The sequence below is a fragment of the Lysobacterales bacterium genome (assembly GCA_016703225.1).
In the GTDB taxonomy this organism is placed as follows: Bacteria; Pseudomonadota; Gammaproteobacteria; order Xanthomonadales; family Ahniellaceae; genus JADKHK01.
In genome coordinates, this window is sequence record JADJCM010000001.1 from 1,929,977 (window position 1) to 1,954,133 (window position 24,157).

28 protein-coding genes and 1 pseudogene are annotated in these 24,157 nt (G+C 66.3%); 16 read left to right on the forward strand and 13 right to left on the reverse strand.

Going from position 1 to position 24,157, the window contains the following annotated elements; genetic code table 11:
* The first annotated feature begins 58 nt into the window (after positions 1-58).
* The gene (locus IPG63_08320; protein MBK6727247.1) at positions 59-838 is read left to right on the forward strand and encodes an AMP nucleosidase; all 780 of its coding nucleotides are present in this window, start codon (positions 59-61) and stop codon (positions 836-838) included.
* 45 nt (positions 839-883) lie between these two features.
* Here the strand turns inward: IPG63_08320 and IPG63_08325 are convergent, their stop codons facing one another.
* The 4 genes from IPG63_08325 to IPG63_08340 all read right to left on the reverse strand — a co-directional run bounded on the left by IPG63_08325 (position 884) and on the right by IPG63_08340 (position 5,038).
* A complete protein-coding gene (locus tag IPG63_08325) occupies positions 884-1,228 on the reverse strand; it encodes a hypothetical protein (protein MBK6727248.1) in 345 nt (114 codons plus the stop codon).
* Between the two features lie 286 nt (positions 1,229-1,514).
* The gene (locus IPG63_08330; protein ID MBK6727249.1) at positions 1,515-2,522 is read right to left on the reverse strand and encodes an NAD-dependent epimerase/dehydratase family protein; all 1,008 of its coding nucleotides are present in this window, start codon (positions 2,520-2,522) and stop codon (positions 1,515-1,517) included.
* A gap of 18 nt (positions 2,523-2,540) precedes the next feature.
* The gene (locus IPG63_08335; protein MBK6727250.1) at positions 2,541-4,232 is read right to left on the reverse strand and encodes an AMP-binding protein; all 1,692 of its coding nucleotides are present in this window, start codon (positions 4,230-4,232) and stop codon (positions 2,541-2,543) included.
* Positions 4,229-5,038, reverse strand: coding sequence for an alpha/beta fold hydrolase (locus tag IPG63_08340; GenBank protein ID MBK6727251.1), 810 nt, complete (start codon positions 5,036-5,038; stop codon positions 4,229-4,231). Before IPG63_08340 ends, IPG63_08335 begins: the two co-directional genes overlap by 4 nt.
* Positions 5,039-5,369: 331 nt before the next feature.
* On the opposite strand from IPG63_08340, the gene minC reads away from it, so the two are divergent.
* From minC to minE, 3 genes are read left to right on the forward strand one after another with little or no spacing between them, the layout of a single operon-like run.
* On the forward strand, positions 5,370-6,149 hold the full coding sequence (minC, locus tag IPG63_08345; GenBank protein ID MBK6727252.1) for a septum site-determining protein MinC: 780 nt from the start codon (positions 5,370-5,372) through the stop codon (positions 6,147-6,149).
* Between the two features lie 30 nt (positions 6,150-6,179).
* Positions 6,180-6,992: a septum site-determining protein MinD gene (gene minD / locus IPG63_08350; protein MBK6727253.1), complete on the forward strand. Its 813-nt coding sequence runs from the start codon at positions 6,180-6,182 to the stop codon at positions 6,990-6,992.
* A gap of 1 nt (position 6,993) precedes the next feature.
* Entirely contained in the window at positions 6,994-7,254 is a 261-nt protein-coding gene (gene minE / locus IPG63_08355; GenBank protein ID MBK6727254.1) for a cell division topological specificity factor MinE, read from the forward strand.
* Positions 7,255-7,260: 6 nt separating this feature from the next.
* On the opposite strand, the gene IPG63_08360 is transcribed toward minE, so the two are convergent.
* Complete coding sequence (locus IPG63_08360; protein MBK6727255.1) at positions 7,261-8,091, reverse strand: hypothetical protein; 831 nt, start codon at positions 8,089-8,091, stop codon at positions 7,261-7,263.
* A 164-nt stretch (positions 8,092-8,255) separates the two neighbouring features.
* Here IPG63_08360 and IPG63_08365 point away from each other — a divergent pair, with 164 nt between their 5' ends.
* Positions 8,256-8,633 carry a hypothetical protein gene (locus IPG63_08365; GenBank protein ID MBK6727256.1) on the forward strand — a complete coding sequence of 126 codons (378 nt, stop codon included), beginning with the start codon at positions 8,256-8,258 and terminating at the stop codon, positions 8,631-8,633.
* Positions 8,634-8,689: 56 nt separating this feature from the next.
* Positions 8,690-9,169 (forward strand): hypothetical protein, encoded by a 480-nt coding sequence (locus tag IPG63_08370; protein ID MBK6727257.1) that lies wholly within the window; start codon positions 8,690-8,692, stop codon positions 9,167-9,169.
* A 183-nt stretch (positions 9,170-9,352) separates the two neighbouring features.
* Here IPG63_08370 and IPG63_08375 read toward each other — a convergent pair whose 3' ends face one another.
* Positions 9,353-10,102, reverse strand: a complete 750-nt coding sequence (locus IPG63_08375; GenBank protein ID MBK6727258.1) for a hypothetical protein — start codon at positions 10,100-10,102, stop codon at positions 9,353-9,355.
* A 3-nt stretch (positions 10,103-10,105) separates the two neighbouring features.
* Positions 10,106-11,860, reverse strand: a complete 1,755-nt coding sequence (locus tag IPG63_08380) for a M28 family peptidase (protein ID MBK6727259.1) — start codon at positions 11,858-11,860, stop codon at positions 10,106-10,108.
* 323 nt (positions 11,861-12,183) lie between these two features.
* On the opposite strand from IPG63_08380, the gene IPG63_08385 reads away from it, so the two are divergent.
* The 7 genes from IPG63_08385 to IPG63_08415 all read left to right on the forward strand — a co-directional run bounded on the left by IPG63_08385 (position 12,184) and on the right by IPG63_08415 (position 18,429).
* Positions 12,184-12,705, forward strand: a complete 522-nt coding sequence (locus IPG63_08385; protein MBK6727260.1) for a hypothetical protein — start codon at positions 12,184-12,186, stop codon at positions 12,703-12,705.
* Between the two features lie 66 nt (positions 12,706-12,771).
* Positions 12,772-13,245: a hemerythrin domain-containing protein gene (locus IPG63_08390; GenBank protein ID MBK6727261.1), complete on the forward strand. Its 474-nt coding sequence runs from the start codon at positions 12,772-12,774 to the stop codon at positions 13,243-13,245.
* Between the two features lie 59 nt (positions 13,246-13,304).
* Entirely contained in the window at positions 13,305-13,493 is a 189-nt protein-coding gene (locus IPG63_08395; protein ID MBK6727262.1) for a DUF2249 domain-containing protein, read from the forward strand.
* Entirely contained in the window at positions 13,490-14,779 is a 1,290-nt protein-coding gene (locus IPG63_08400; protein ID MBK6727263.1) for a hypothetical protein, read from the forward strand. The genes IPG63_08395 and IPG63_08400 overlap by 4 nt, the downstream gene beginning before the upstream one ends.
* Positions 14,780-14,851: 72 nt before the next feature.
* Positions 14,852-15,127, forward strand: a complete 276-nt coding sequence (locus tag IPG63_08405; GenBank protein MBK6727264.1) for a type II toxin-antitoxin system ParD family antitoxin — start codon at positions 14,852-14,854, stop codon at positions 15,125-15,127.
* Positions 15,111-15,461 (forward strand): type II toxin-antitoxin system RelE/ParE family toxin, encoded by a 351-nt coding sequence (locus IPG63_08410; protein ID MBK6727265.1) that lies wholly within the window; start codon positions 15,111-15,113, stop codon positions 15,459-15,461. Before IPG63_08405 ends, IPG63_08410 begins: the two co-directional genes overlap by 17 nt.
* Positions 15,462-15,582: 121 nt before the next feature.
* Positions 15,583-18,429: an EAL domain-containing protein gene (locus IPG63_08415; protein ID MBK6727266.1), complete on the forward strand. Its 2,847-nt coding sequence runs from the start codon at positions 15,583-15,585 to the stop codon at positions 18,427-18,429.
* A gap of 267 nt (positions 18,430-18,696) precedes the next feature.
* Here the strand turns inward: IPG63_08415 and IPG63_08420 are convergent, their stop codons facing one another.
* From IPG63_08420 to IPG63_08445, 6 genes and pseudogenes are all read right to left on the reverse strand, one after another.
* Positions 18,697-19,497 carry a DUF3800 domain-containing protein gene (locus IPG63_08420; GenBank protein MBK6727267.1) on the reverse strand — a complete coding sequence of 267 codons (801 nt, stop codon included), beginning with the start codon at positions 19,495-19,497 and terminating at the stop codon, positions 18,697-18,699.
* A gap of 271 nt (positions 19,498-19,768) precedes the next feature.
* The gene (locus IPG63_08425; protein MBK6727268.1) at positions 19,769-20,092 is read right to left on the reverse strand and encodes an NTP transferase domain-containing protein; all 324 of its coding nucleotides are present in this window, start codon (positions 20,090-20,092) and stop codon (positions 19,769-19,771) included.
* Positions 20,073-20,420: pseudogene (locus IPG63_08430) on the reverse strand (NTP transferase domain-containing protein). The gene IPG63_08425 and the pseudogene IPG63_08430 overlap by 20 nt, the downstream one beginning before the upstream one ends.
* Positions 20,357-20,770 carry a PIN domain-containing protein gene (locus tag IPG63_08435; GenBank protein ID MBK6727269.1) on the reverse strand — a complete coding sequence of 138 codons (414 nt, stop codon included), beginning with the start codon at positions 20,768-20,770 and terminating at the stop codon, positions 20,357-20,359. Before IPG63_08435 ends, IPG63_08430 begins: the two are co-directional and overlap by 64 nt.
* Before the next feature lie 12 nt (positions 20,771-20,782).
* Positions 20,783-21,064 carry a prevent-host-death protein gene (locus tag IPG63_08440; GenBank protein ID MBK6727270.1) on the reverse strand — a complete coding sequence of 94 codons (282 nt, stop codon included), beginning with the start codon at positions 21,062-21,064 and terminating at the stop codon, positions 20,783-20,785.
* A 116-nt stretch (positions 21,065-21,180) separates the two neighbouring features.
* Positions 21,181-21,591, reverse strand: coding sequence for an exo-alpha-sialidase (locus IPG63_08445; protein MBK6727271.1), 411 nt, complete (start codon positions 21,589-21,591; stop codon positions 21,181-21,183).
* 345 nt (positions 21,592-21,936) lie between these two features.
* Here IPG63_08445 and IPG63_08450 point away from each other — a divergent pair, with 345 nt between their 5' ends.
* The 3 genes from IPG63_08450 to IPG63_08460 all read left to right on the forward strand — a co-directional run.
* Positions 21,937-23,127 (forward strand): hypothetical protein, encoded by a 1,191-nt coding sequence (locus IPG63_08450; protein MBK6727272.1) that lies wholly within the window; start codon positions 21,937-21,939, stop codon positions 23,125-23,127.
* A 505-nt stretch (positions 23,128-23,632) separates the two neighbouring features.
* On the forward strand, positions 23,633-23,809 hold the full coding sequence (locus IPG63_08455) for a hypothetical protein (GenBank protein ID MBK6727273.1): 177 nt from the start codon (positions 23,633-23,635) through the stop codon (positions 23,807-23,809).
* The coding region (locus tag IPG63_08460) for a DUF4238 domain-containing protein (GenBank protein ID MBK6727274.1) at positions 23,802-24,157 on the forward strand (356 nt) is incomplete at its 3' end. The genes IPG63_08455 and IPG63_08460, both read left to right, overlap by 8 nt.

Consider the following 24,157-nt stretch of genomic DNA (forward strand, 5'->3'; position numbering starts at 1 on the left):
CCGGGTCCGGCGCCAGTCCATCGCTCGCATACAATGGCGGGATACGAAGGAGAACACGATGAAGGAAAAACAGGAAATCGTTGCCAACTGGCTGCCGCGTTACACCGGCGTGCCATTGGAGGAGTTCGGCGAGCACATTCTGCTGACCAACTTCGGCGGGTATCTGGAAGTGTTCAAGCGCGTGATCGGCGGTGGCGAGGTGCGCGGTCAGGATCGGCCGATGCCGAGCGTCACTTTCGATGGCATCACCATGATCAACTTCGGCATGGGCAGTGCCAATGCCGCGACGGTGATGGACCTGCTTTCGGCGATCACGCCCAAGGCGTTGCTGTTTCTCGGCAAGTGCGGCGGGCTCAAGCGCAAGAACGAGATCGGCGACCTGGTGTTGCCGATCGCTGCGATCCGCGGCGAGGGCACGTCCAACGACTACTTGCTGCCCGAGGTGCCGGCGTTGCCGGCGTTCTCGCTGCAGCGCGCGGTCTCGACCATGATCCGCGACCTCGACTACGACTACTGGACCGGCACCGTCTACACCACCAATCGCCGCGTCTGGGAGCACGACGAGGTGTTCAAGGAATACCTGCGCAAGACCCGCGCCATGGCCATCGACATGGAGACCGCGACGGTATTTTCGGCGGGCTTCGCCAACGAGATTCCGGCCGGTGCGTTGCTGCTGGTGTCGGATCAGCCGATGATCCCGGAAGGGGTCAAGACCGAGGCTTCGGACCGCAAGGTCACCGAGGGTTTCGTCGATGCGCACGTGAAGGTCGGCATCGAGGCGCTGCGCTTGATCCGCCGTCACGGCAAGTCCGTGAAGCACTTGCGTTTCGACGAGTGAGCCAAGGATCGCGGCTCTTGCCGGAGCGCGCTCGCGCCGGCGTGATCAGAACGCGAACTGGAACAGGATGACGGCCGGTTCGGCGTCCGGCTTGCTGGCGTCGAACTGCACGCGACACAGGAACTTCTGCTTCGACTCGTTGGCCTGCGCGGCGTCGAGCGTGGCCTCGGACTCGATGACCAACAGGTCGGCGCCTTCCGCCTTGGCGGCAGCGGCGATCGCGGCGATGTCGGCGCGGTAGGGTCGGTCCTTCTCGATCTTGGCCGCGAACTCGGCGACGCAGGCTTCCGCGGCACGCGTCTCGCGGCTCTTGCTGCAGGCACCGAGCACGAGCGTCGACGCCACGATCAGACCCAGAGCAGCTCCCTTGACGATCACGTTCAAGCGCATGGTGCATCCTCCAGTGCTGGACTGAGCCTAGCGTATGGTGGCGCCGGTCTCAAACGCCGAAGGGCACCCGGCGTGGAACGCGGACCGCAAGCGAAGTGGCTGTTTGGCAATGAAGAATCGGTGGATGGAAGGAGTCGGACGATGACACCGACTCCGCCGGCTTTGAAAAGCTGTGTGAATCCTCTCTGTAGATTGAGCGCCGCCAACCCAGTTGCGCCTACGCCCGCGACGAGCGTCGACGCGAAAATTGACGCGCGCCAGCAGAATCGAATGCTGCGCAGGCCGCTCAGCCGCCGGATTTCATGTTCCCTTCACGCTGCCACCATTCCTGCAGTCGCTGCAGGCCTTCGACGGTGCTGACCTTGGGCTGGTAGCCGAGGTCGCGTTTGGCGGCGTGGATGCTGAACCAGTGCGCGGTCGAAAGTTGCTCGACCAGAAAGCTCGTGAGCGGTGGTTCTTCTTGTTTGCCGAGGGTCTTGTAGAGCGTTTCGAAGCAGCGTGCGGCGACTCGCGCGATGGCCGGAGACAAGTGCTTGGTCACCGCTTCGCGGCCGCAGGCGCGCAGCAGGCGGTTGACCATTTCTTCGAGCGCGATCGGCTGGTCTTGCGAGATGAAATAGGCGCGACCGGCGCAGGCGCTGGACGGCGCCAGGCGATCGAGTGCGTCGAGATGCGCCTGCGCGGCGTTGTCGATGTAGATCGTGTCGATCTTCTTCGGCGGGCCGATGAAGCGTAGTTGTCCGGCCTTGGCGCGGGCCAGGATGCGCGGCAGCAGGTGGCGATCGCCCGGCCCCCAGATCAAGTGCGGGCGCAAGGCCACGGTCGCGAGCTTCGGCGAGTTTGCCGCCAGCGCGCGCTGTTCGGCGACGGCCTTGGTCGCTGGATAGTGCGCCTTGAACTGGCTGGCGTAGGGCAGGCTCTCGTTGCCGCCTTCGATGTCGTGACCGGCATGCACCACGCTGGGCGTCGAGGTGTGCACCAGTTTGCCGACGCCGTTCAGTTCGCAGGCGCCGATCACCGCCATGGTGCCGCCGATGTTGGTGCGGCTGAACTCGTCGAAATGGCCCCAGATGCCGGCGAGCGCGGCGGTGTGGATCACCGCGTCGCAGCCCTTGCTGGCGGCGAGCACGCTGTCGAGCGCGGCGACGTCGCCCTGCACCTGACGCACGCCGAGCGCGGACAGCGCGCCATAGTGCGAACGCGACAAGCTGACGACGTCGTCGCCACGCGCCTTGAGCAGGCGGCAGATGGCACTGCCGAGAAATCCGCCGCCGCCGGTGACCAGGACTTTCATGGGCTGCTCCGTGGTTGCTCAGGTGAGACCGAGATCGGCCTTGTCGGCGCGCTTCAAGGCCCAGCGTGCAAGTGCGATGCGGTCGATCTTGGCGTTGTGGCGGATATCGACCGGGAATCCTGGATGCCGCCAGTAGTGGCGGATCACGTTGGTCGCTTCGTTGCGCAGCGAGAGGTCGCGCAACTCGAAGCGGATCCGTTTCCATTCCGCTGTCGAGACATCCTGCGCCAGTTCGACGCAGATGCCCGGTACCGCCTTGCCGTGCACGCGCACGCCGACCAGCGCAGTTCGTCGTACCTTCGGGTGCACGTTGAACACGCCTTCGACGATTTCCGGATAGAACACGCCATTGCCGGTCTCGACCCGGTGTGCCTTGCGCCCGGCGTACCAGAGCCGGCCCTGTGCATCGAAGTAGCCGACGTCGCCCATGCGGTGCCAGATGCGACCACCCTGCGTGATCTTGGCGAGTCGGGTCGCGGAGGCGCGGGCGAAGTAGGCCTCGGTCGTGGTCGGCCCGCAGACGACGATTTCGCCGATCGCGCCGGGCAGCACCTCGGTCGCGGGCCCAAAGGCGTCGATCGCCTCGTCGGTGACCTTGATCAGGCGCACCTGATTGGTCGGCAGCGGCTTGCCGACGCAGATGCCTTCGCCGCGATTGGTGCGTTCGGCCAGCGCCAGGATTTCGCGGCTCTCAATCGTGCAAACCGGCAGGCACTCGGTGGCGCCGTAGGGCGTGAAGATTTCGGCGTCGTCGGGCAGCATCGTGCGCAGCCGTTGCACGGTCTTCGGCGTCACCGGCGCGCCGGCGGAAATCACCCGCTTCACGCTGCCGAGGCGCTTGCCGGTGCTGGCACCGAAGTGGGCGAGCACTTCGACCAGTGCCGGCGATCCGAACAGCGTGGTCACGCCGTACTTCTCGATCGTGTTCACCAGCTTGACCGGATCGGCGCTGCCGGGCTTGGTCGGGTCCATGTCCGGAATCACGCTGGTCATGCCCAGTGCCGGATCGAACAGTGCGAACGGCGGAAACGTCGGCAGGTCGATCTCGCCGGGCTGGATGCGGAATGCGGCGCGGATGGCGATGATCTGTGCGAGGAAATGCCGATGCTGGTACTCGACGCCCTTGGGCACGCCGGTGGCGCCGCTGGTGAACAGGATCGCGGCCAGCGCGTCGGGCGCCATCGCTGCCGGCGGCACCGGGCCGTGCTTGTCGCCGAGCGCGCGGATCTGCTCGTACAGCGCGCCGCCCCAGAACAGGCGCGAGCCGTTCACGGTGATGCGCTGCTTGATCGTGGAGCGACCCCAGCCGAGCAGCACGCGCCCGACGTGCGCCATCGGCACGCCGATGAAGGCCTGCGGCCGCGCCTCGTTCAGGCTTTGGCGCAACGCGCGGCGGTCGATACCGGGGTCGATCAGGATCGGCACCGCGCCGGCGCGAAACAGCGCGAACATCAGCACGAACAACTCGATGCTCGGACGCACCATCAGTGCCGTGCGCACGCCCGGTCCGATGCCGTAGGCGATCAGTCCGGAGGCGACGATGCCGACCTCGTGTTCGAGTTCGGCGTAGCTCAAGGTCTTGTAGATCGCCACGCCGACGGCGTCGCGTCCGACCGGGCAGTGGATCGCGGCGCGCGTGGGTTGGCGCGAGGCCATGAAGCTCAGGCTGGCGGCGATGTTGCCGGTGGATGTGCTGCCGCTTGCGGTCATCGCAGCACCGCCTTCGCACCGCGATCAAGAAACGCGCGCACCGCCGGCACGATGCGCTCGTGCGCATCCTCCAGCACATAGTGGCCGGCGTCTTCGTAGACCTTGACTTCGGCTTGCGGCAGCTTCTCGCGCCAGCTGGCGAGGAAGGCGTCGTCGAACACGAAATCGTGACGACCCCAATGGATCTGCGCCGGCAGCGTCGCGAACTGCGCCAAGTCGCGACCGGTCTGCTCGATCAGGGCGTAGCCGGGGTCGCTCGGCTGCAGCGGAATGTCCTGCACGAAGCGCAAGGTGGCAATGCGGTGGGCGGGCGTGTCGTAGGGCGACAGCAGCGCGTCACGCGTCGCCGCATCGAGCTTGCGACGCACGCCGAAGTACGCGGCGCCGCGGGCGAAGGCATTGCAGCGCGTGATCAGCCAGGCGCCAAACGCAGAGTCGCGGCCGAGCTTGAGCGTGAAGGGCAGGCGCAACGATTTCGGATTCGGGAACGCCGCGGTGTTGAGGATCACCAGTCGCGCGATGCGTTCCGGGTGGCGGCAGGCGTAGGCCATGCCGATCATGCCGCCCCAGTCGTGCAGCACCAGCGTGTGGCCGTTGGCGGGCAGGCCGCGTTCGTCGATCAGGAACTGCATCAGCCGTTCCAGATCTTCGACGCGACGTTCCAGCCGATACGAATAACGGTCGTCGCCGGGCTTGTCGGAGAAGCCCATGCCGATGTGGTCAGGCGCGATGCAGCGATAGCCGTCGCGCAGCCCGGCAACCAGGCGCCGGTAGTAGTAGCTCCACGACGGATTGCCGTGCAGCATCAGCACCGGTGCACCGCTGCCCTCGTCCAGATAGTGCTGGCGCAATTGGTCCGGATGCGTGTGGAACTGCGACGCAAACGGGTAGTCGGGCAGGGACAAGGGGCGGGCATCCGTCGGAGCGGACCCCGATTCTACGCAAACGCGAGCGCCATCGAAGCCTTGACGACTCGAACTTTATCGGTATTGCAAAGGCGCGACCGCTTGTGGTCGCTCGCAGCCCGGACGCGGACATGTTCACGGACCCTGATTCCGGCTATTTTGCCGGCTGTTTCAGCGTCTGCAGCAACTCGTGCGAACCCGAAAATCTCCGCCGTCCGCAGCGGCCGCCCGCATGGCGGCCACACCCGAAGACCTGTTCGTTCCTGCTTCTGGCACGGCGCCGCCGGCGCTGGCGGAGTTGCGTTTCGGCGCGATCGGCGTCGGCCAGTTGAAACCGCTCAGCGCCGATCCGGCGTTGCTGTTCGCCGAAATCGAGGCGCGCGTGCAGGCGGCGGTGCAGTTGCTCGAATTCGCGCCGGTCGTGCTCGATCTGTCGGCGCTGCAGCCATTGCCCGCGGTGCCAGCGATGCGCGCCCTGCTCGATGCGGTGCACGCTGGCGGTTTGCGACCGGTGGGACTGGCGAGCGCGGATGAGGCGACCGCGGCGCTGGCGCGCGAGCTCGACTTGCCGCTGTTCGCGAAGTTTCGTGCGCAGCGCGAAGTGGCCGCAGCGATCGCCGTCGCCGCGGAGTCGGCGGTCGAACCGGCGCCCGAAGCGGCGCCGACCGAGGTCGCGGCGCGTGCACCCGGCCAGCACCACGCCGAGCCGGTGCGTTCCGGCCAGCGTCTGTATGCGCGTGGTACCGATCTCACGGTTGCGGCAATGGTCGGCCACGGTGCCGAAGTGATCGCCGATGGCTCGATCCATCTCTACGGCGTGCTGCGCGGACGCGCGCTCGCCGGCGCCCGCGGCGACGCCAGCGCGCGCATCTACTGTCAGAACTTCCAGGCCGAGCTGATCGCCATCGCCGGCCAGTACCGCGTATTCGAGGAGCCCGCCGCCGATCTGCACGGACACGCCGTGCAGGCCTGGCTCGAAGGCGACCGGCTCATGGTTGCGGCATTGCATTGATCCCCCACTTTCGTCGATGGAGTAGTTGTCTTGGCTGAAATCATTGTGGTGACCTCGGGCAAGGGTGGCGTCGGCAAGACCACCACCAGCGCCAGCGTTGCGGTCGGGCTGGCGCGGCGCGGCAAGCGCGTGGTGGTGATCGACTTCGACGTCGGCCTGCGCAACCTGGATCTGATCATGGGCTGCGAGCGGCGCGTGGTGTACGACTTCGTCAACGTCATCCAGGGCGAATGCACGCTCAAGCAGGCGTTGATCAAGGACAAGCGCCTCGACAACCTGTTCGTGCTCGCGGCCTCGCAGACGCGCGACAAGGATGCCTTGACCAAGGAAGGCGTCGAAGGCGTGCTCAAAGGGCTCAAGGAGATGGACTTCGAGTACATCGTCTGCGACTCGCCGGCCGGCATCGAGAAGGGTGCGTTCCTGGCGATGTACTTCGCCGACCGCGCGGTGGTGGTGGTGAATCCGGAAGTGTCCTCGGTGCGCGACTCCGATCGCATCCTCGGCCTGCTCGCGAGCAAGACCCGCCACGCCGAGACCGGCGAGCGCGTGGTCGCGCAACACCTGCTGCTGACCCGCTACAACCCCGAGCGCGTGGTGCGCGGCGACATGATGAGCATCGCTGACGTGCAGGAGATCCTCGGTCTCGACGTGCTCGGCGTGGTGCCGGAATCGGACACCGTGCTGGCCGGATCGAACGCCGGCACGCCGGTGATCCTCGACCCCGCATCGCAGGCCGGCCAGGCCTACGACGACGCGGTCGCACGTCTGCTTGGCGAATCGGTACCGATGCGTTTCACCGATGCGCAGAAGAAGGGTTTCCTCACGCGGCTGTTCGGAGGCTGACATGGGCATCTTCGATTTCCTCAAGCCGCGCGCGCCGAACTCGGCATCGCTCGCCAAGGAACGCCTGCGCATCATCGTCGCCCAGGAGCGCGCGCAGCGAGGAGCGCCCGACTACCTGCCGACCTTGCGCCGCGAGTTGCTGGAAGTGCTCAAGAAGTACGTCAACGTCGACCCCGATGCGATCCAGGTCAAGCTCAGCCAGGAAGGCGGTCACGAGTTGCTGGAGCTCTCGGTGGCGTTGCCGGACAAGCCGGGTCACTGATCTCGATCAGAGTGTCGCGCGCTTCGGCAGCGCGCCGGCGAGCAGCGCGCGCAGCAACTGCGCACCGAGCGCGAGGAACGCCAGCGGCAGCACGATCGACTGCAATAGGAACACTACCGCGAGCGTGACCAGTGGTTCGGCGGCGTGTTCGACGATGGCGCGGATGCGCTCGACGCGTTCGCGCACATCGATCCCGGCCTTGGCCGAATCCCACCAGCGCGTGATCTGTTCGCCGATGCCCGCAGGTTCGGGTGTGGGTTCCGGGGCCGCTGCGGCTTCGGCGGCGTCGCTGCTGAGTTGCAGAGACGCCTTGGCCGCCTCGAACTCCGGTGTCAGCAAGCTGCGATCAACCAGCGCCGTTGCCAGCGCGAATCCGGGGACCAGGAATCGCAAGGCCAGTGCGAGCACCAGCGCACGCGCGGCGGGTGCTTGCAGCGAAATCGCCCGCGACCAGAACCGCGCCACGAACCACAGCGTCGCCGCGGCACTGAGTACGAGGTTCAGCAGCAGGCTGTCGGACAATTGCAACGCAAACTTCTGGATGCCGAGCGCGGTGAGCGCAGTGAAGGCGAGCGTCGAGAACTGTTCGAGCAGGTCGTTCAGCGGATCGAGCAGCTCGCCCGGGCTGACGGAGACGCCGACGCCGACCGGGGACACCGAGACATCCGCGTCCTGCACCAGCGAGATCACCCCGTTGAGCGAGCGCGCGATCGCGAAGGTCGCGAAGCTGCGCTTGAACGCGGCGTCGAGTTCACTGGCTGCAACGCGATCGAGCACGCCGAGCCAGGCCAAGGCGACGGCGATGATCAGCGCGATTGCGGCGATGCGAGCGCGCATCAGTGGCGGGCACCAGTGCGCAGGCTGCGTGGGCGATGCGGCAGTCGGATCATGGCGGTCTGCTCCTGCGCGGTCCGGGCCGCCATGGTTCCCCCTCGTCGCGCCGCTGGCAAGCACTCGCGGCTAGAATCGTCGCGGACTTCGACAGCAGGAGGGGATCGCGAATGGACAAACCCACGGGCGCCGGCGGCACGCCGGGCGGCATTCCGATGTTCCTGATCGGCTTCGTCATGGCGGTGGCGGGTGGTTACCTGCTGACCAGCCAAGTCACGGTCACCAGCGGATTCTGGGCGTTGTGGGGCTACAACAGCTTCGGCCTGTCGCTGCTGCCGTTCATCGTCGGCGTGTTGATGCTGTTCTTCGACGGCCGCTCGAAAGTGGGCTGGCTGCTGCTGATTGCGGGGGTGGTGGTCATCCTCGCCGGGGTCATCATGAACCTGCGCATCTACTTTGAACCGACCAGCCTGTTCAACACACTGACCATGCTGTTCCTGCTCGCCGGCGGCATTGGCCTGTTGGCGCGTTCGCTGCGCTCCGCTTGATACCGCGGCCCGCGGTTTGGGCGTAGCATTCGGTCACACCCGTCCCGGTTCACGCAATGGCCAACGCCCGCACTCGCTTCGACACCATCGCCGACTACATGGTGCGCCGCCATGAGGCGACTGCGGGCATGTTGTACGGGAAGCAAGCGGTGTTGCTGCACGGTGAGCCGTTCATGGTCTACCACTTCGACGGCGTCGCGTTTCGCCTGCAGGGCCGCGCGCGGCTGAAGGCGACCACGCTCGCCGGTGCGCGATACTGGGATCCGAAGGGAGGCGACCTGCCCAACATGAACTGGGTCAGCGTGCCGACCGCGCACTTCCTGCGCTGGGACGGCTTCGCTATCGACGCCATGCACCAGATCAAGGACGGCGTCGGCAAGCGCCCGGTCGCCGCGCCCGTCGTCGGCCCGCCACCCGCACCCCCGGCGTCCACGCGCTGGGCCGAAAACATCCAGGCCCTGCTCGCCAAGATCCAGGCCCTGCAACTCGCCCCCCAGGAAGCAAGGCCGGAGAAGAAGCTGGGGCGGTTTGGGTAGGGAATCGCGACCGGAGGCTGCTCCGGCCAGCGCGGCGAGTGCATGTGGGTAATGAGGGTAGTGTGGGTGATGTGGGTGATGTGGGTGATGTGGGTGATGTGGGTCCGGCTTCAGCCGGACGCTCCTCGGCTGCGCAGAAGCGTTCGGCTGAAGCCGAACCCACAAATCTCCAGCTGCGATTGCCTACCCCTGGCCCAGCGCCCCGATCTCCCGCTTCGCTGCCTCGAAGAACTCGCGCTCCTTCTTGCGGTAGTAAGCGGGTGCGGTTTTTTCGCGTTTGAGGATGCCTTCGTAGGTGTTGCGCGCGTCTGCCACGCGGCCGGTCTTGGCGAGCAGGCGCGCGTAGCGCAGGCGGGCTTCTTCGCCGGGGTAGGAGAGTTCGAGCACGCGGTACTCGTCGAGCGCTTTGTCGGACTCTCCCAGGGCTTCGAGGGTGGTGGCGTAGAGCAGGTGGCCGTCGTTGGACTTGAAGTCCGGATGCTTCGCGATCAGGTGCTCGAGCGTTGCGCGCGTTTCCGCGAACAGGCCGAGGCCGGATTCGGCGTGGGCGCGGCCGAGCAGGAAGCTTGGGTCATCGGCATAGGGCCCGCTCAGGCAGCGCTCGTAGAGCACGCGTGCGTTCTGGTAGTCGCCGAGCTGCAGGCACTCCTCGGCGAGGCGAATGCGGTTCTGCACGGTGTCGGCGACTTCGAGCTGCGCCGCGATCTCGCGCTTGCGCTTCTCCGGGTCGATCGCGCGCGCGACGTTCGCAACCACGCGCCGGGTGGCGCGGCTGTTGCGCATCTCCGGCAGGATTTCGACCAGGAAATAGGCGAGACAGCCCACGAACGAGCCGATCAGGATGATGATCGGCCAGTACTGCACGCGGCCGGTGCGGACCGCGTGCGCGATGCACGCGATCTGCAGGATGGCCGAGAGCACGAGGAAGGGCATGACCTACGGCGCCCGCTCGGAAGCACTGGCCGCGCGTGCCGCGCGGAACTCGCTGGCCTCGCCCCATTGCGGCCACTGCCCGGCAGCACTCAGGGTCTTGCCGACCTCGAAGTACACGCTCAGGTCCTCGATCACGCCGGCGTAGTCCCAGGCCGGATCGAACTGGTCCGCGGGCTTGTGGTAGCGGTTCGCGGTGTACTCGTCCGACCACTGCTTGCCGTACTCGGCGCCACGCGCGACGTGGGTGAGCCCGGCGCGGGCGTAGAGTGCGGGCACGCCCTGTTTGGCGAAGTTGAAGTGATCGGAGCGGAAGAAGAAGCCCTTCTCGGGTGCGGCTTCGGGCTCGGTGCGGCGTCCCTGTGCCTGGAGCGCGCCGGCGAGTAGGGCTTCCAGGTCGGGTGACTGGCCCTGGCCGATCACGCCCATGTCGAGGTTGCGGCCGCGGATCGGTAGCGCGTCCATGTTGATGACCGCCGCCATCTTGGTCAGCGACAGCGGTGGATGCGCGGCGAAGTACTTGGAGCCGAGCAGGCCGGATTCCTCCAGCGTCGGCAGCATGATCACGATCGAGCGCTCGGGCTTCGGGTCCATCGCGGCGAAGGCGTGTGCGATCTCGAGCGCGCCGGCGACGCCGCTGGCGTTGTCGATGGCGCCGTTGAGGATGTGGTCCTCGCCTTCGATCTGGTCGTTGACGCCAAGGTGGTCCCAGTGGCCCATGTACAGCACCGATTCGTCCGGCTTGCTGGTGCCCGGCAGGATCGCGACGGCGTTGTGAGAGAACGCGTTCTCCATGCTGATCGCGATGCTGGCGCTGGCTTTCGCGTTCAGCGCCACCGGCTTGAACCCCGGGGCATCGGCGGCGAGCATCAGCGCGTCGAAGTCCTTGCCGTCGGCGGCGAACAGCGCCTTCGCAGCATCCAGCGTGATCCAGCCCTGCACGTCGATGCGCGGCTCCGGGTCTTCGGCGATCGGCAGGTCGTGCTGCGGACCGGTCCAGGAGTTCACCACCACGTCCCAGCCGTAGGCGGCCGGTTCGGTGTTGTGGACGATGAACGCGGCTTTCGCGCCCTGGCGCGCGGCCTCTTCGAACTTGTAGGTCCAGCGGCCGTAGTAGGTCATGGCGCGACCCTTGAACAGGGTCTGGTCGCCGCGCAGGAAGCCGGGGTCGTTGATCAGCATGACCACGGTCTTGCCCTTCACGTCGAGGCCAGCGTAGTCGTTCCAGTTTTGCTCGGGCGCATTGACGCCGTAGCCGACGAACACGACGTCGCTGTCCTTGAGTTCGATCCGCGGCTTCTCGACGCGCGAGCCGACCACCATCTCCTTGCCGAGCGTCAGCACTTGCTGCTGCCCGCCGACGGCAAGCGAGAGCGTGGTCCCGGCCGCGGTGCGCGTGGTCACCATCGGCACGCGCTGGAAGAACGAGGCGCCTTCGCACGGAAACGCCGCGCACGGCTTGCCGTCGGCGACGGCGGGAAGAAAGCCGATGCGCTGGAACTCGTTCTCGAAGAAGTTCAGCGTCAGCCGCTCCCCCAGCGATCCCGGGCCGCGGCCTTCGTACTCGTCCGAGGAAAGGGTCTGGATATGCCGGGCCAGATCACTGGCATCGATTGCCGCGTCCAACTTCGCGCGTGCGGGGTTGCCAAGCAGCTCGACATACGCCGGCGGCATCGGCGGCGGTGCCGGCACTTCCGGCGGCGGCGCGTCACTGCCGCAGGCGGCGAGCACGAGGGAAACGGGAATCAGCAAGTGACGCATCGAGGTTCTCCGGCAAGGCGAATCCCGATTCTAGCCTGCGACAGCGTTGCCGCTGCGCTCCCTGATCGCGATCAGTTCCTTGCCAGTACGTTTCAACTTCCACGCGGAGCGAATTGCAGCGGCTGTCTTGGCGGGCCGGCCGCCCCGTCAGGTCACACTCTGCTCGCCCACGATTCTCGCGCGCTGCAAGAAGCCGGCCCGCGTGTTGCCTTGACCGCCTCCCAACGCCTAGGGGCACTTCCGTAGCAGTTCTCGCGAATCAGGCGCGAGCGGCGACGACCGTTCATTCAAGCAAGGAGATTGCCGTGGTTCGAGCAGTTGGCGTGGTTCTGGTGCTGTGGAGCGCTCTCGCCCTTGCCGGGTGGACGTCGCCCGACGGCGAGAAGCTGGAAGACACGGAATACCGGAAATCGAGCGGGCCATTGATTTCCTGGTTGGTCCTCGTCGCCGACGCCGAGAAGCTCTACACCGATTGGGAGAAACCGGCCAAGTTTTTTCATGCCGAGGAAACCGAGACGGTGGCGCGCAATGCGGAGATCAACGCGTTCGTCGTGTTCGGCGGCTGCGAGGCGGACGCGAGTGGGAACTGCAATGTCACCGTCCAGTTCAAGGTCACCGCGCCCGACGGGTCGGTGTATGCGGATTCGCCGAAGATGGAAGGCTGGGTTGGAAGACCTGCGCCACCGGTGGACGCACTGCAGTTGAGTGTTGACTACCTGAAGGCGGTTCTGGAGCCGGGCGAGCAGCTCGGCAGTTACCGCGTGGTTGCAACGGTCGTGGACCAGAACTCGGGCAGGAAACTCTCGATTTCCAGGACCTTCACGGCGAAGGAAACCGGCGACTGAAGAGCGACGGCTTGAACTTGCGATCTGCTCGGGCGCTTGATCCGCAGCAAGTCGCGAGCGCGCGCGATGCGCGAGAATGGCGGCCCGATTCCGCTGCGAGAGTGCGCCATGCTGGCCAAGTACCTGACCGAAGATCACCGTGACTGCGACGACCAGTTTGCGCGCGCCGAGGCGGCCGCCAGCGACGGCGACGTCGCGGCGGCACGCGTTGCGTTCGCGGAGTTCGAGACGAATCTCTCGCACCATCTGGAGATGGAGGAGGGCGTGCTGTTCCCCGAGTTCGAGCAGGCGACTGGCATGCACGGCGTCGGCCCGACCGCGGTGATGCGCATGGAACACGAGCAGATGCGCGGCTTGCTCGGACAGATGCAGGGCGCGCTCGCCGCTGAGGATCTGGACAGCTTTCTCGGCATCGGTGAGACGCTGAACATCCTGATCCAGCAGCACAACATGAAGGAAGAACACATGCTCTACCCGATGGCCGAGCAGGCGCTCGCCGCTTCGGCCGAGCGGCTGCTCGAGCGCATGCAGGCGCTGTGACCGTGGGCGGCGGCGACACGCTGGCGCTCGACGTGCGCGGCCTGCCGCCGTGCGAGCCGATGGAGCGCATCCTCGCCGCGATCGAGACGCTCGCGCCCGGCCAGTCGCTGCTGGCCACGATCAGCCGCGAGCCGCGCCCGCTGCTGCCGCTGCTGGAACAGCGCGGCTTCGCCTGGCGCATCGAACGCAACGATCCCGACTGCTGCGAGCTGCGCATCTGGCACGCGCCAGCGGACACATCACCGTGAACACGCCGCTGGCATTGGAGCAGGCGCCGCCGATCGCGGTGCCGATGCGCTTCCTGCTGAGCGCGCCGCTGTTCGGCATGCTCGCCGCGATGCTGTTGCTGATCGGTGGCGACGAGGTGCTGGCGACGCGCTGGTCGCCGCTGCTGCTCGCGCTCACGCACCTGGTCGGGCTCGGCGTGCTGAGCATGAGCATGTGCGGTGCGTTGCTGCAGATGCTGCCGGTACTGGTGGGGGTGCAGATCGCGCAGGTGCAGGCGTTCGCGGGCGTGTGCCATGGCGGTCTGGTGCTCGGCAGCTTGCTGCTCGCGGGCGGCTTCGTCAGCGGATCGGGCGCGGTCTTCGCAGTCGCGGCCGGTGTGCTTGCGGTCGCGCTCGGCGGATTCATCGTCGTCGTCGGCCGCGCGCTGTGGCGCGCCGAGCGCCCGGACGCGAGCACGCGCGGCATGCGCCTGGCCTTGCTCGGCTTGCTTGCGACCTTGCTGCTTGGCGTCGCACTCGCGCTCGGCCATGCCGACGCCGGCGTGGGGTTGTGGCGCGGCATCGGCACCGACTTGCATCTGGTCGTCGCGCTCGCTGGCTGGGTGGCGATGCTGGTGGTCGCCGTGGCCTACCAGGTGGTGCCGATGTTCCAGATGACCGCGCCGTATCCGCAGTGGTTGCGCGTATGGCTCGCGCCCGCAATGGCCGCGATGCTGCTGCTCGCGATCGCGACCTCGATGTGGCGCCCAGAGTGGCGGTGGTTTTCGTGGCTGGCGCTGGCGCTGCTGCTCGCCACTTTCGGGATCACGACGCTGTGGCTGCTCGGGCACCGCCGGCGCAAGGTGGGGGATGCCAGCCTCGCGTTCTGGCGCCTCGGTCTGATCGCGTTGCTCGTTGCGATCGCCGTTGGCGCGGCGTCTTGGTGGTTCGCGACCGGCGTGACGATGCAGCTCGCGGTGACGCTGTTCATCGCCGGCTTCGCGCTGTCGGTGGTCTGCGCGATGCTCTACAAGATTGTTCCGTTCCTGGTCTGGCTGCACCTGCAGCAACGCATCGGCGCGAACCCGGCAGCGCGCCATCGCATCTTCCCGCCGAACATGAAGGCGCTGTTGCCGGAGCCGCGCGCGCGCCTGCACTTCGGACTGCATCTGGCGGCGCTGTCGGTGCTGGTCGCGGCGGCATTCTGGCCTCTGCTCGTGCGCCCGGCCGCCGCACTCTGGTTCTCTGCCTTCGCCGTGCTCGCCCGCAACCTCGGGTCCGTGCTCGCGCGCTACCGCGTCGAGTGCGGGCGTATCGACCAGTGCTGAAATCCACCGGGATGCGGGCGAGCCATTCGCTGCGGGCTTGGCGCGGTAGTACGCTTTGGCCCGGAGGTTCCCATGTCCGTCAAGCCCTCGGTCTCATTGAGTCAAGAACAACACGACTTCGCTCGCGCCCTGGTTGAGCAGGGGCGCTATGGCAGCGTGAATGCCGTGGTGCAGCAGGGCATCGAGTTGTTGCGGCAACGGGAAATTGCCGAGCCGATGGAGGCGCAGGCGCTGAAGGCCCTGCTCACGTATCGGCGCGAAGGCGCGTTTGTTTCCGGCGAGCAGATGGATGCTCGCATCGCTGAGATGGCCGCTGCGGCCCGACGCGCGCATGGCCTATCAGATTGAGTTTTCCGCCGATGCGGAACGCGACTTCGGCCTGATCTTCGATCACCTCTACGCGAGCTACAGCGCCCTTGGCGAGAGCGTGGCCGAAGCGCTCGATCACGCCGAACGACGTACCCTTGCCATTCGTGCCGCCGTGGCTCGCATCGCACTTGCGCCACATCGAGGTGAGCGACACGACCGACTCTTGCCAGGATTGCGGCATCTGAGCATCGAACGGGCGATCTACTGGTTCGAGGTGGACGGGCATATGCGGCGTGTGCGCGTGCTGGCCGTGTTCTTCGGCGGGCAGGACCACATCCAGTTGATGCTGGAACGGTTGCTCCCGAGCGAGTGAGCGTGGCCGTGGGCTGCCGCCCCCGCCGCCCGGCGCCGCAGCGCGCTGGCCTGCGCCACCCGGCTGTGGCAGGCTCGGGTCGGTACGCCGCGGGGGCGGCGAGAGGTGGCGGTGCAGGACCATGCGGATCGAGGCGCTGGTGGAGGCGGTCGAAAACTCGGCTGGTTTGGTCCAGCACCCGGCCCTGCTCGATGCCGTGCTCGAGTCGATGGACGAACACGCCATCGTGGCGGTGACCGACCGCGGCGGGCGCATCCTCTACGCCAACCGCAAGTTCTGCGAACTCTCCCAGTACGAACGCCATGAACTGGTTGGCCAGGATCATCGCATCCTCGCCTCGGGGCACCATCCGCGCAGCTTCTTCCGGCAGATGTGGACGACCATCGGCCGCGGCCGGACTTGGCGCGGCACGTTCTGCAACCGCGCCAAGGACGGCAGCCGCTACTGGGTGCAGTCGACGATCGTGCCGATCGCGGGCGAGGACGGGCGGCCGATGCTGTACGTGGCGCTGCGCACCGACGTCAGCGACCTGAAGGCTGCGGAGCGTTCCGCGCAGGAGAGCGAGGCCAGTTTCCGCTCGCTGTTCGACAGCGTGCAGGAGACCGTCTACGTGCAAGCCGACGACGGCAGCTTCCTCGCGGTCAATGCCGGCGCCGAGCGCATGTACGGCCTGCCGCGCGAATGGTTCGTGGGCAAGACGCCGCTCGACGTCGCCGCACCCGGACGCAACGACCTGGCGGCGCTCGGCGCCATCCACACTCGCGCGCTCACCGGCGAACCGCAGTGCTTCGAGTTCTGGGGACGGCGCGGCGACGGCAGCGAGTTCCCGAAGGAGGTGCACCTGACCCGCGGCGTCTGGTTCGGGCGGCCGGTGATCTTCGCGTTGGCGCAGGACATCAGCGCGCGCAAGCGTGACGAGGCCAGCCTGCGGCTCGCGGCGAGCGTGTTCGCGCACGCCAACGAGGCGATCCTGGTGACCAACCGCGACGGCGTGGTGCTGGAGGTGAACGAGGCCTTCTGCCGCATCACCGGCTATGCGCGCGAGGAAGTGCTCGGCAAGCGCTCCACCGTGCTGCGTTCCGACCGCCAGGGGCGCGAGTATTTCGCGCTGGTGCAGCAGACGCTGGACCAGACCGGCACCTGGACCGGCGAGATCTGGGGCCGGCGCCGCGACGGCCGCGTGTTCCCGGTGCGTCAGACGGTCAGCGCGGTGCGCGACGACCGCGGCCAGATCCTGCACTACGTCTCGCTGTTCTACGACATCACCGATGTCAAGAAGCAGGAAAAACTGTTGCAGCACCGCGCCCTGCACGACGTGCTCACCGGGCTGCCCAACCGCGCCCTGCTCGCCGAGCGCCTGCGCCAGGCGATGACGGAGAGCGTACGCGCCGGCACGACGCTGGCGGTGGCCTACCTGGATCTCGACGGCTTCAAGGAAATCAACGACGCCCAGGGCCACGAGACCGGCGACCGCGTGCTGGTCGAGCTGGCGCAGCGCTTCCTGGGCGGCCTGCGCGCCGGCGACATGCTCGCACGGCTCGGCGGTGACGAGTTCGTCGCGGTCATGCCCGAGCTCGATGGCCAGAACCAGAGCCTGCCCCTGCTCGACCGGCTGGTCGAGGTGGTGTCGCGTCCGGTGGAGATCGGCGAGCTGCAGCTGCGGGTGTCGGCGAGCATCGGCGTCACCTTCTACCCGCAGGCGGATACGACGCTGGAACCGGACCAGCTGGTGCGCCAGGCCGACCAGGCCATGTACAAGGCCAAGCAATCCGGCAAGGGCCGCTACCACCTGTTCGACGCCGAGCAAGATCGCGTGTTGCGCAGCCGTTTCGACGTGATCGAACAGGTGCGCCGCGCGCTCGAGCGCGACGAGTTCCGTCTGTACTACCAGCCCAAGGTCAACCTTCGCAGCGGCGAAGTGCTCGGCGTCGAGGCGTTGTTGCGCTGGACGGTGCCGGGCGGCGAACCGCGGCTGCCGGACGAGTTTCTACCGCAACTCGAGGGCCATGCGCTGGAGCTCGCGCTCGGCCAATGCGTGCTGGAGATGGCCGCGGCCCAGGCGCTGTCCTGGCGCCGACAGGGACTGCACCTGCCGGTCAGCGTCAACGTCAGCGCCGCGCAGCTCGACCAGCCGCAGTTCGCCGCCGGCCTGTCGGCGCTGCTGGCGCGCCATCCGGGGCTGCAGCCCGAGGACCTGGAACTGGAAGTACTGGAGACCAGCGCGCTCGCCGACCTCGATCGCACCGCCGCGCTGATCTACGACTGCCACCGCATCGGCGTGCACTTCGCGCTCGATGATTTTGGCACCGGCTATTCCTCGCTGTCCTACCTGAAGCGCCTGCCGGTGCGCCAGCTCAAGATCGACCGCAGCTTCGTCGGCGACCTGCTCGACGACGCCGACAACCTGGCCATCCTCGACAGCGTGCAGGGCCTGGCGCGCGCCTTCGCGCGCGAGGTGATTGCCGAGGGCGTGGAATCGCTGGAGCAGGGCGAGATCCTGCTGCGCATGGGTTGCGAAATGGCCCAGGGCTATGCCATCGCGCGGCCGATGCCGCCCGAGGCGATCGCGGACTGGATCGCCACCTGGCGCCCGGACCCGCGCTGGCAACGCTGCGCGCCGATCCGGCGCGAGGCGATCCCGACCCTGGCGCTGCTGATCGGGCACCGCGCCTGGCTGCGCTCGCTGCAGGCGAGCGTGCATGGTGCGGTTGCAGTCTCGTCCCAGGTCGAGGCGCGCCACGCCCGCTGCGGGCAATGGCTGGGCGCGCAGCCCGACGAGCGCGAGACCCATCCCGAACTGCAGCGCGCGATCGAACTGCATCGCGACATCCACCGCCAGGGCGACGCGTGGCTCGCCCGCGCCCGCCGCGGCGAGGCCGGCGCGCCCTCAGGTCTGGCCGCGATCGAGCAACAAAGCGAAGCCCTCGCCCACACCCTCGAAGCCCTGCTCGACCACCCCGCACCCTAACCCCGCGGGGTGGCGCGGTAGGCGTCGAGGTCGGCGGGGGTGTCGGACTTCGCGTTGTCGATGTTCGGCGCAGGCGCCGTCAGGCAGCTCGATGGCGGGTTTGCTTGGTTGGGACACCTCTCTGGGCACGCGGCCCTTTTTCGCCTTCGCCTTGACGCCAGGCTCCGTCGAAGAGACACTGCGACGGCAGGCAAGCGCAAGACCTGTAGAGGTCGTTGGCAACAGCGGCAGCCCGCACGGGTGGGATCCTCGAACTTGGGGCCTGCACTACTCAAGACCCTCGGTCAGCTCACGCAGCCGGGGGTCTTTCGTTTCCAGTGCGGCGATGTCGCCGGGCCAGAACTTCAGTCCGTAGCCGACCAGCTTGTTGTGCTGGTGCCGGTAGGCCACCCGCATCATTTCATTCAGGTAGCGAGGCTCGGTGTCGCCGAACTGGTTGGGGTTGACGGCGGCGAAGGCGCCGGAGGCCACGGCATCCGCCACCTGCAGACCGGCCATCTGCGAGTGTTGCACGGCACGCACCCTGGTCGGATCGACTGCGGACCAATCGATATTGACTCCCGCGTGGGGCTTGTCGCGCAACCTGACCAGGTAGTCCCGCAAGTCCTCGTAAGACATCTGGCCGCGATTTGAGAAGATGATCTCGGCAAAGCCGTCGCCTCGATCCCTGAGACGGTGGTCGCGGCATAGCCAGGAAACGCGCTCAAGCAGCAGGCGGCTGGCATACCGATACAGCTGATGCTTCTGCGCCTGGAAGGTTTCCGGATCGAGGATGGACGGCTTGTGGATCAATACACTGACCGTCCGCATTCGACCTTTCCCGATCTCCCGCGCGTAGGCCACCTTCTGCGCGTGCTGCAGCTTGACGAAGTGAAGCTGCTGACGCCAAGGCCGGCCCAATAAAGCGCGCACGGCGTCCATGAGCTTCACCACCTCGGAATCATGCTCGGACCGAGTGACAACGGCGGACAGCACCAGCCACCGGGAGGAGCCCTCGCCCTTGTCCCTGAACACGAAGCCCTCATCGCCGGACTCGTCTACGTAGACGCGAAAGCTCGGCGCGCCCACGCCTGGTACTTCACGAAGCCCGCCAACGGGGCGGCGAACCAGCTTGATAGCTGCCGCTCGAACCAGCGCGTATGCGGTGCGGGAACCGTGTGGGGCGAGCGAGGGAAGTCGGGGTGCAGCGCCATGGTGATGAGGGGATTCCAGAAGCTCTGCGGTCTAGGTTACCGCGTACGGCTGGGCTGGCAGCGCGCTGTCCAAGGTCACGTCTCCGTGGCAGGGCATGGACTTTCGCGCCGACGTAGCCGCAAGCCCTGCTCGACCACCCCGTACCCTAACCCCGCGAGGTGGCGCGGTAGGCGTGGAGGTCGGTGGGGGTGTCGATGTCGATGGCGGCTTCGGGTAGCGGTAGTTGCGTAGTCGTGTCGGATTCGCGCAGCAGCAGCGGTTTCGCGCCGCGGTCGCCGTGCAGGGTGGCGAGTTCGGCGAACAGGCGGCGCGGGAAGATGGCGGGTACGCCGGGGCTGCCGCGGTAGTGTGCGCAGACGACGCGTTCGGGCGCACCTTGCCAGCGTGCGAGCAACGGCTGCAACGAGGCTGCGGTGAGCGCGACCTGGTCGGCGAGCAGCACCAGCGCGCCATCGATGTGCGTCGGCAAGCGCGCGGACGCCGGCGGCAAGGCTGCTGCCGAGGCCCTCCGCCCAAGCCGCATGGTCGATGGCGTGCACGTCGGCGGGCAGTGCCACACGCAAACGCTCGCGCTCGCAACCCAGCACCACGAAGGCCGCGCCTGGCGTCAGTGCTGCGGCCAGCTGGATCGCGTGTCGCAACATCGGCTCGCCCTCCACCTCCGCCAGCAACTTCGCCCCGCCAAAGCGCGAACCGGCGCCGGCCGCAAGGACCAGGGTGGCGAGGTGGGTGCTCACGACGCGGCCTCCAGAGCCCGTAGATAATCGGCCGGATTCATCACCACCACGCGCGCGCAGCGGTCAGCGGGATAGTCGGCGGAATTGCCGGTGACCAGCACTGCGCCCGCCCGTTCGGCCAGCGCCAGGAACACCGCGTCGTCCGGATCGGGCAGCGCCAATGGCCATGCCAAAGGATCCTGAAGCTGCAGGCTGTCCTGGATCAGCACCTCGACCCAGATGGGTGGAAAGCCATAGCGATGGAACTTCGGGCGCGCGAGCACGCGGCGATATTCCGCGGTGACTGCCGGGCAAGTCGCCAGTTGCAGCTGGCCTTCGAGCACCCAATCCATGACCAGTCGCGCCGGCGGCCCTGCGGCACGGATGCCGGCCGAGACGATCACGTTGGTATCGAACACCGCCAGGCGCACGCGCGCTCCCGGTCACTTCGCCGCGACGCGCGCGGCTTCGATCTCGGCGTCGATCTCGCGGTCGGTGATGGCAGCGAGGCCCGATGCTTCCGCTTCCCGCCAACTGGCACGCAGCGCGGCGCGTGCCAAGGCGCGGCGCAGGTCGCGGTCTTCGAGTGCGATATCGCCGAGCGCGGGCACCAGGAAATAGGCCGGTCCTTGTTGGCCCGAGAGCAGGACGGTTTCGTCGGCGGCGGCGCCTTCCAGCGCCTTGGTGCCGCGCGTACGGAAGTCGCGCAGGGAAACGCATCGCATGGGGATCACCTCGGCGGCCAGCGTAGCCAAAACGGCTACGGGAGGAAAGTGCGTGACGGTGGCCGTCTCCCGCCCGAACCGCTTCGGTCTTCGCTGCCGCGCTCGCGGGGTCGCGCTCAGGGCGCCGGCTGCAGCGCGCCGTCGGGGACGCTGGCGAAGTCGAAGACCGCGCTGAACGGCAGGAAGGTATCGCCGTCGAGCGCGAGCGCGAGTTGCACCTTGTGGCCGGCCGGTCCCGGCGTGCCGCTGCCGTTGAATGCCTGGTAGAACATCCACCAGCCGCCTTCGGCACGCCGTAGCAGGCTCGGGTCGGCGATCGGTTCGGCGACCGCGAGGCGCAGCCCCGCTTCCGGTTGCCAGCTGTTGCCGGCGTCGAAGGAGCGGCGGCTGGCGATACCGCCAGGGGCGTTGTAGCAGAGCCGCAGCGAACCGTCGGCGAGCACGGCGAGTTCGGGAATGCCGGCGCCGTCGATGCGGCTCGCCAGCAGAGTGAACGGGCCGTCGCCGCTGCTGATTGCGAAACGCACGGCCGGCACGCCGGCGTTGTTTTGCGCCACCGCCAGCAGGACGATGATACTCAGTGATCGGTGCTATTTGGGATCATGTGGCCGTCGCCACGAAACCTAGCCCGCGACCACCTTGCCTGCCTTTGGGGCGTCCCCTTGAGCTGGGCATTCATGGCTCATCCAAGCCCCGGCGTCGCGCTGAAGTTGGAGGCAATTGCCGCAAGCAGTAGTCCTGCCGCACGGCATAGGCAAGGGGCTGAGAGAACGCGGGAACCAGAACGGCGGCTTGCTGTCTCACTGAGACAGACACATAAACTGCAATCTGCTATATCGACCAGCTAGGGATGGGCTGGGGAGGCCTGTAAGATGACGGACGCACCGGACCAGCAACCGCAGTCAGAGATCGAGAACAACGGCGATTTCGTGCGCGTGCGCTTTGCTGGCGGGCGCTTCGACTCTCACACTATTCCGTTCGACGTACTTCCCGATCTCGCTGCCTACCGTGATTTGGTGGTGGAAGTAGCGAAGCACCTTTTCCGTGAACGGAACAGTGATCGCCAGCGAGTACCTAAAGGTTTTGAGGAGTCGTTCCAACTCGGACTCTCCCAAGTCATCCAAGGCAATAGTGCGACAGCCCTAGCTCGGAGGCTGGAGACGTTGGAAGACCAGCCCGTAGATGCTGCACAAGCTGGGTTTGGTTTCCCTAGGTATAGCGAATTTGAGGACGCCCGTGATCTTCTCGACCGAGTGATTGCGGCAGCCAATGAAGGCCAGCCCCTTCCACAAGGGTTCCCGCGGGAGTTGGTCGGGAAATTCAATCGCTTTGGGCAAAGCCTCCGAGCCGGTGAGCATGCCGATCTATCTCATGGACGCACAGCGTCGGTCCGCTACGACAGCGAGACGCGCAAGCGAATTGTTCTATCTGCCAACGCAACTTACGAGAATGCGTTAGACCTGCGATTCACGCTGACCGGCGGCGAAATTCGCGCATTCATCGTGCATCTCGCCGATGAAGATGGAATTCGCTTCGACCTGCGGGTCGACACTGACGAAGAGTGCGAGAAAGCTATCGCTCGGCGGCGACACCAAGTGAGAGTTGTCGGCACCGGATTGTTCGATCGCCAGGATCGCCTCACGAAGATTACGAAGTACAAAGAGCTCATCTACACGGATGATGAACCCCAGCGGCCTTTAGATGAACGATTGGGCGAGATTGCTCGCACTCCAGCGGGTTGGTACTCGGGCCAGAATCCAGCGCCGGACAGATCAGCTATAGCGCAAATGAGGGAACTGCTGGCGCTCATCACCACCGAAGCTGGTGTGCCGATGCCTTACGTGTACCCACTTCCCGATGGAAGCATCACTGGTGAGTGGACCCGCGGCGACTGGGAAATCAGTGCGACGGTTACGCTGCCGAACCTTGCGATTGATCTTCACGCGCTAAACGTGGAGACAAATGAAGAACTCGAAGGTGACATCGCTCCGTTCGACGAGAATGCGCTATCCGCGTTTAGTCAATTTTGGAGTGGAATGGACTCCGACACAGGGGGGGCGTAATGCCAGTTGGGAAGGAACACAGGCTGGGTGATCACGAGGAGCTTCTGCTTCGCCAAGTAATTGAGATTTGGATACAGGAGGGCAGGCCAGCGACCCGCTCGTTCCAACCGAACTCAAACGATGGGGGTCAGCTTTCCTCGGACCGCAATAGCATGGTTACACCACGCGAAGCATTTGAGGCTTACCTGCGGCTGGACGCAAATCTGGTGGTGTGTGGGCTGTGACAGTCGGCGAGTACGCAGCCGAGACTGTCTAGCGCCTACGCTGATCCGCTGCCTGACAACGCAGCACGCTGTCGTCGACTACTCACCCCATACCGAGAAGGACTGGCGGACGTTCAGCAAGAAGTTCCACGCTCACGCGGTGCGAAGAGGTCGTCTCTATCCGGCTGACGAAGCGGCACCGGTGGCTATCCCATGCGCACCAAATGCCCAGGGGAGCCAAGGCGCCGGGGCTCTGCGTCGACGGAGTCACTGCGGATGTCGCGAGCACAATCGACCGCAGCATGGGCCCCGCCGAGAAAGTCCCTAGCGAAAACATCGAGTGGCTCCGGCAAATCAAATCGGACATCTCGACCGACTATGTCGATCTGCACTTCAAGAACGTCCGAGAGACCAGTCGTGACATCAATACAGCCGCCAAAGAAAGACAACAAGCCTCGCCAGCAGCACTGGGTGCCTAGCGTCTACCTCAAGCACTTCGCCACGACTGACACATTTGCAACTCAAGATCCGAAGGTGTGGGTGTGGGACAAGACAACCAAGCGGCTCAGGGGTGGACCGGCCCGAGTGGATACGATCTGCAGCAAGAGATTCCTATACACGCCACGGTTGTTGGACGGAACGCGCGACTGGTCGATGGAAGACGATCTAGGAATCACCGAAACTCGCGCCGGCGACGTATGGCCGATGTTGACAGGCACCGACACGGCGCTAGCCGATCCCGAAATTAGATCGTTTGTTGCGCACTTCGTGGCGTTGATGCAGCTGCGAAATGTGTGGGTGTTCGACAAGATGCATGCCGCTGTCGT

Coding starts and splice junctions, on each gene's coding strand:
- IPG63_08405 (MBK6727264.1), top strand. CDS start 14,852: ATGTCCGTCAAGCCCTCGGTCTCATTGAGTCAAGAACAACACGACTTC.
- IPG63_08335 (MBK6727250.1), bottom strand. CDS start 4,232: ATGACCGCAAGCGGCAGCACATCCACCGGCAACATCGCCGCCAGCCTG.
- IPG63_08450 (MBK6727272.1), top strand. CDS start 21,937: ATGACGGACGCACCGGACCAGCAACCGCAGTCAGAGATCGAGAACAAC.
- IPG63_08360 (MBK6727255.1), bottom strand. CDS start 8,091: ATGCGCGCTCGCATCGCCGCAATCGCGCTGATCATCGCCGTCGCCTTG.
- IPG63_08365 (MBK6727256.1), top strand. CDS start 8,256: ATGGACAAACCCACGGGCGCCGGCGGCACGCCGGGCGGCATTCCGATG.
- IPG63_08320 (MBK6727247.1), top strand. CDS start 59: ATGAAGGAAAAACAGGAAATCGTTGCCAACTGGCTGCCGCGTTACACC.
- IPG63_08455 (MBK6727273.1), top strand. CDS start 23,633: ATGGGCCCCGCCGAGAAAGTCCCTAGCGAAAACATCGAGTGGCTCCGG.
- IPG63_08375 (MBK6727258.1), bottom strand. CDS start 10,102: ATGCCCTTCCTCGTGCTCTCGGCCATCCTGCAGATCGCGTGCATCGCG.
- minE (MBK6727254.1), top strand. CDS start 6,994: ATGGGCATCTTCGATTTCCTCAAGCCGCGCGCGCCGAACTCGGCATCG.
- IPG63_08380 (MBK6727259.1), bottom strand. CDS start 11,860: ATGCGTCACTTGCTGATTCCCGTTTCCCTCGTGCTCGCCGCCTGCGGC.
- minC (MBK6727252.1), top strand. CDS start 5,370: ATGGCGGCCACACCCGAAGACCTGTTCGTTCCTGCTTCTGGCACGGCG.
- IPG63_08440 (MBK6727270.1), bottom strand. CDS start 21,064: ATGCGATGCGTTTCCCTGCGCGACTTCCGTACGCGCGGCACCAAGGCG.
- IPG63_08410 (MBK6727265.1), top strand. CDS start 15,111: ATGGCCTATCAGATTGAGTTTTCCGCCGATGCGGAACGCGACTTCGGC.
- IPG63_08415 (MBK6727266.1), top strand. CDS start 15,583: ATGCGGATCGAGGCGCTGGTGGAGGCGGTCGAAAACTCGGCTGGTTTG.
- IPG63_08340 (MBK6727251.1), bottom strand. CDS start 5,038: ATGCTGCACGGCAATCCGTCGTGGAGCTACTACTACCGGCGCCTGGTT.
- IPG63_08395 (MBK6727262.1), top strand. CDS start 13,305: ATGGAGCGCATCCTCGCCGCGATCGAGACGCTCGCGCCCGGCCAGTCG.
- IPG63_08390 (MBK6727261.1), top strand. CDS start 12,772: ATGCGCGAGAATGGCGGCCCGATTCCGCTGCGAGAGTGCGCCATGCTG.
- IPG63_08370 (MBK6727257.1), top strand. CDS start 8,690: ATGGCCAACGCCCGCACTCGCTTCGACACCATCGCCGACTACATGGTG.
- IPG63_08330 (MBK6727249.1), bottom strand. CDS start 2,522: ATGAAAGTCCTGGTCACCGGCGGCGGCGGATTTCTCGGCAGTGCCATC.
- IPG63_08325 (MBK6727248.1), bottom strand. CDS start 1,228: ATGCGCTTGAACGTGATCGTCAAGGGAGCTGCTCTGGGTCTGATCGTG.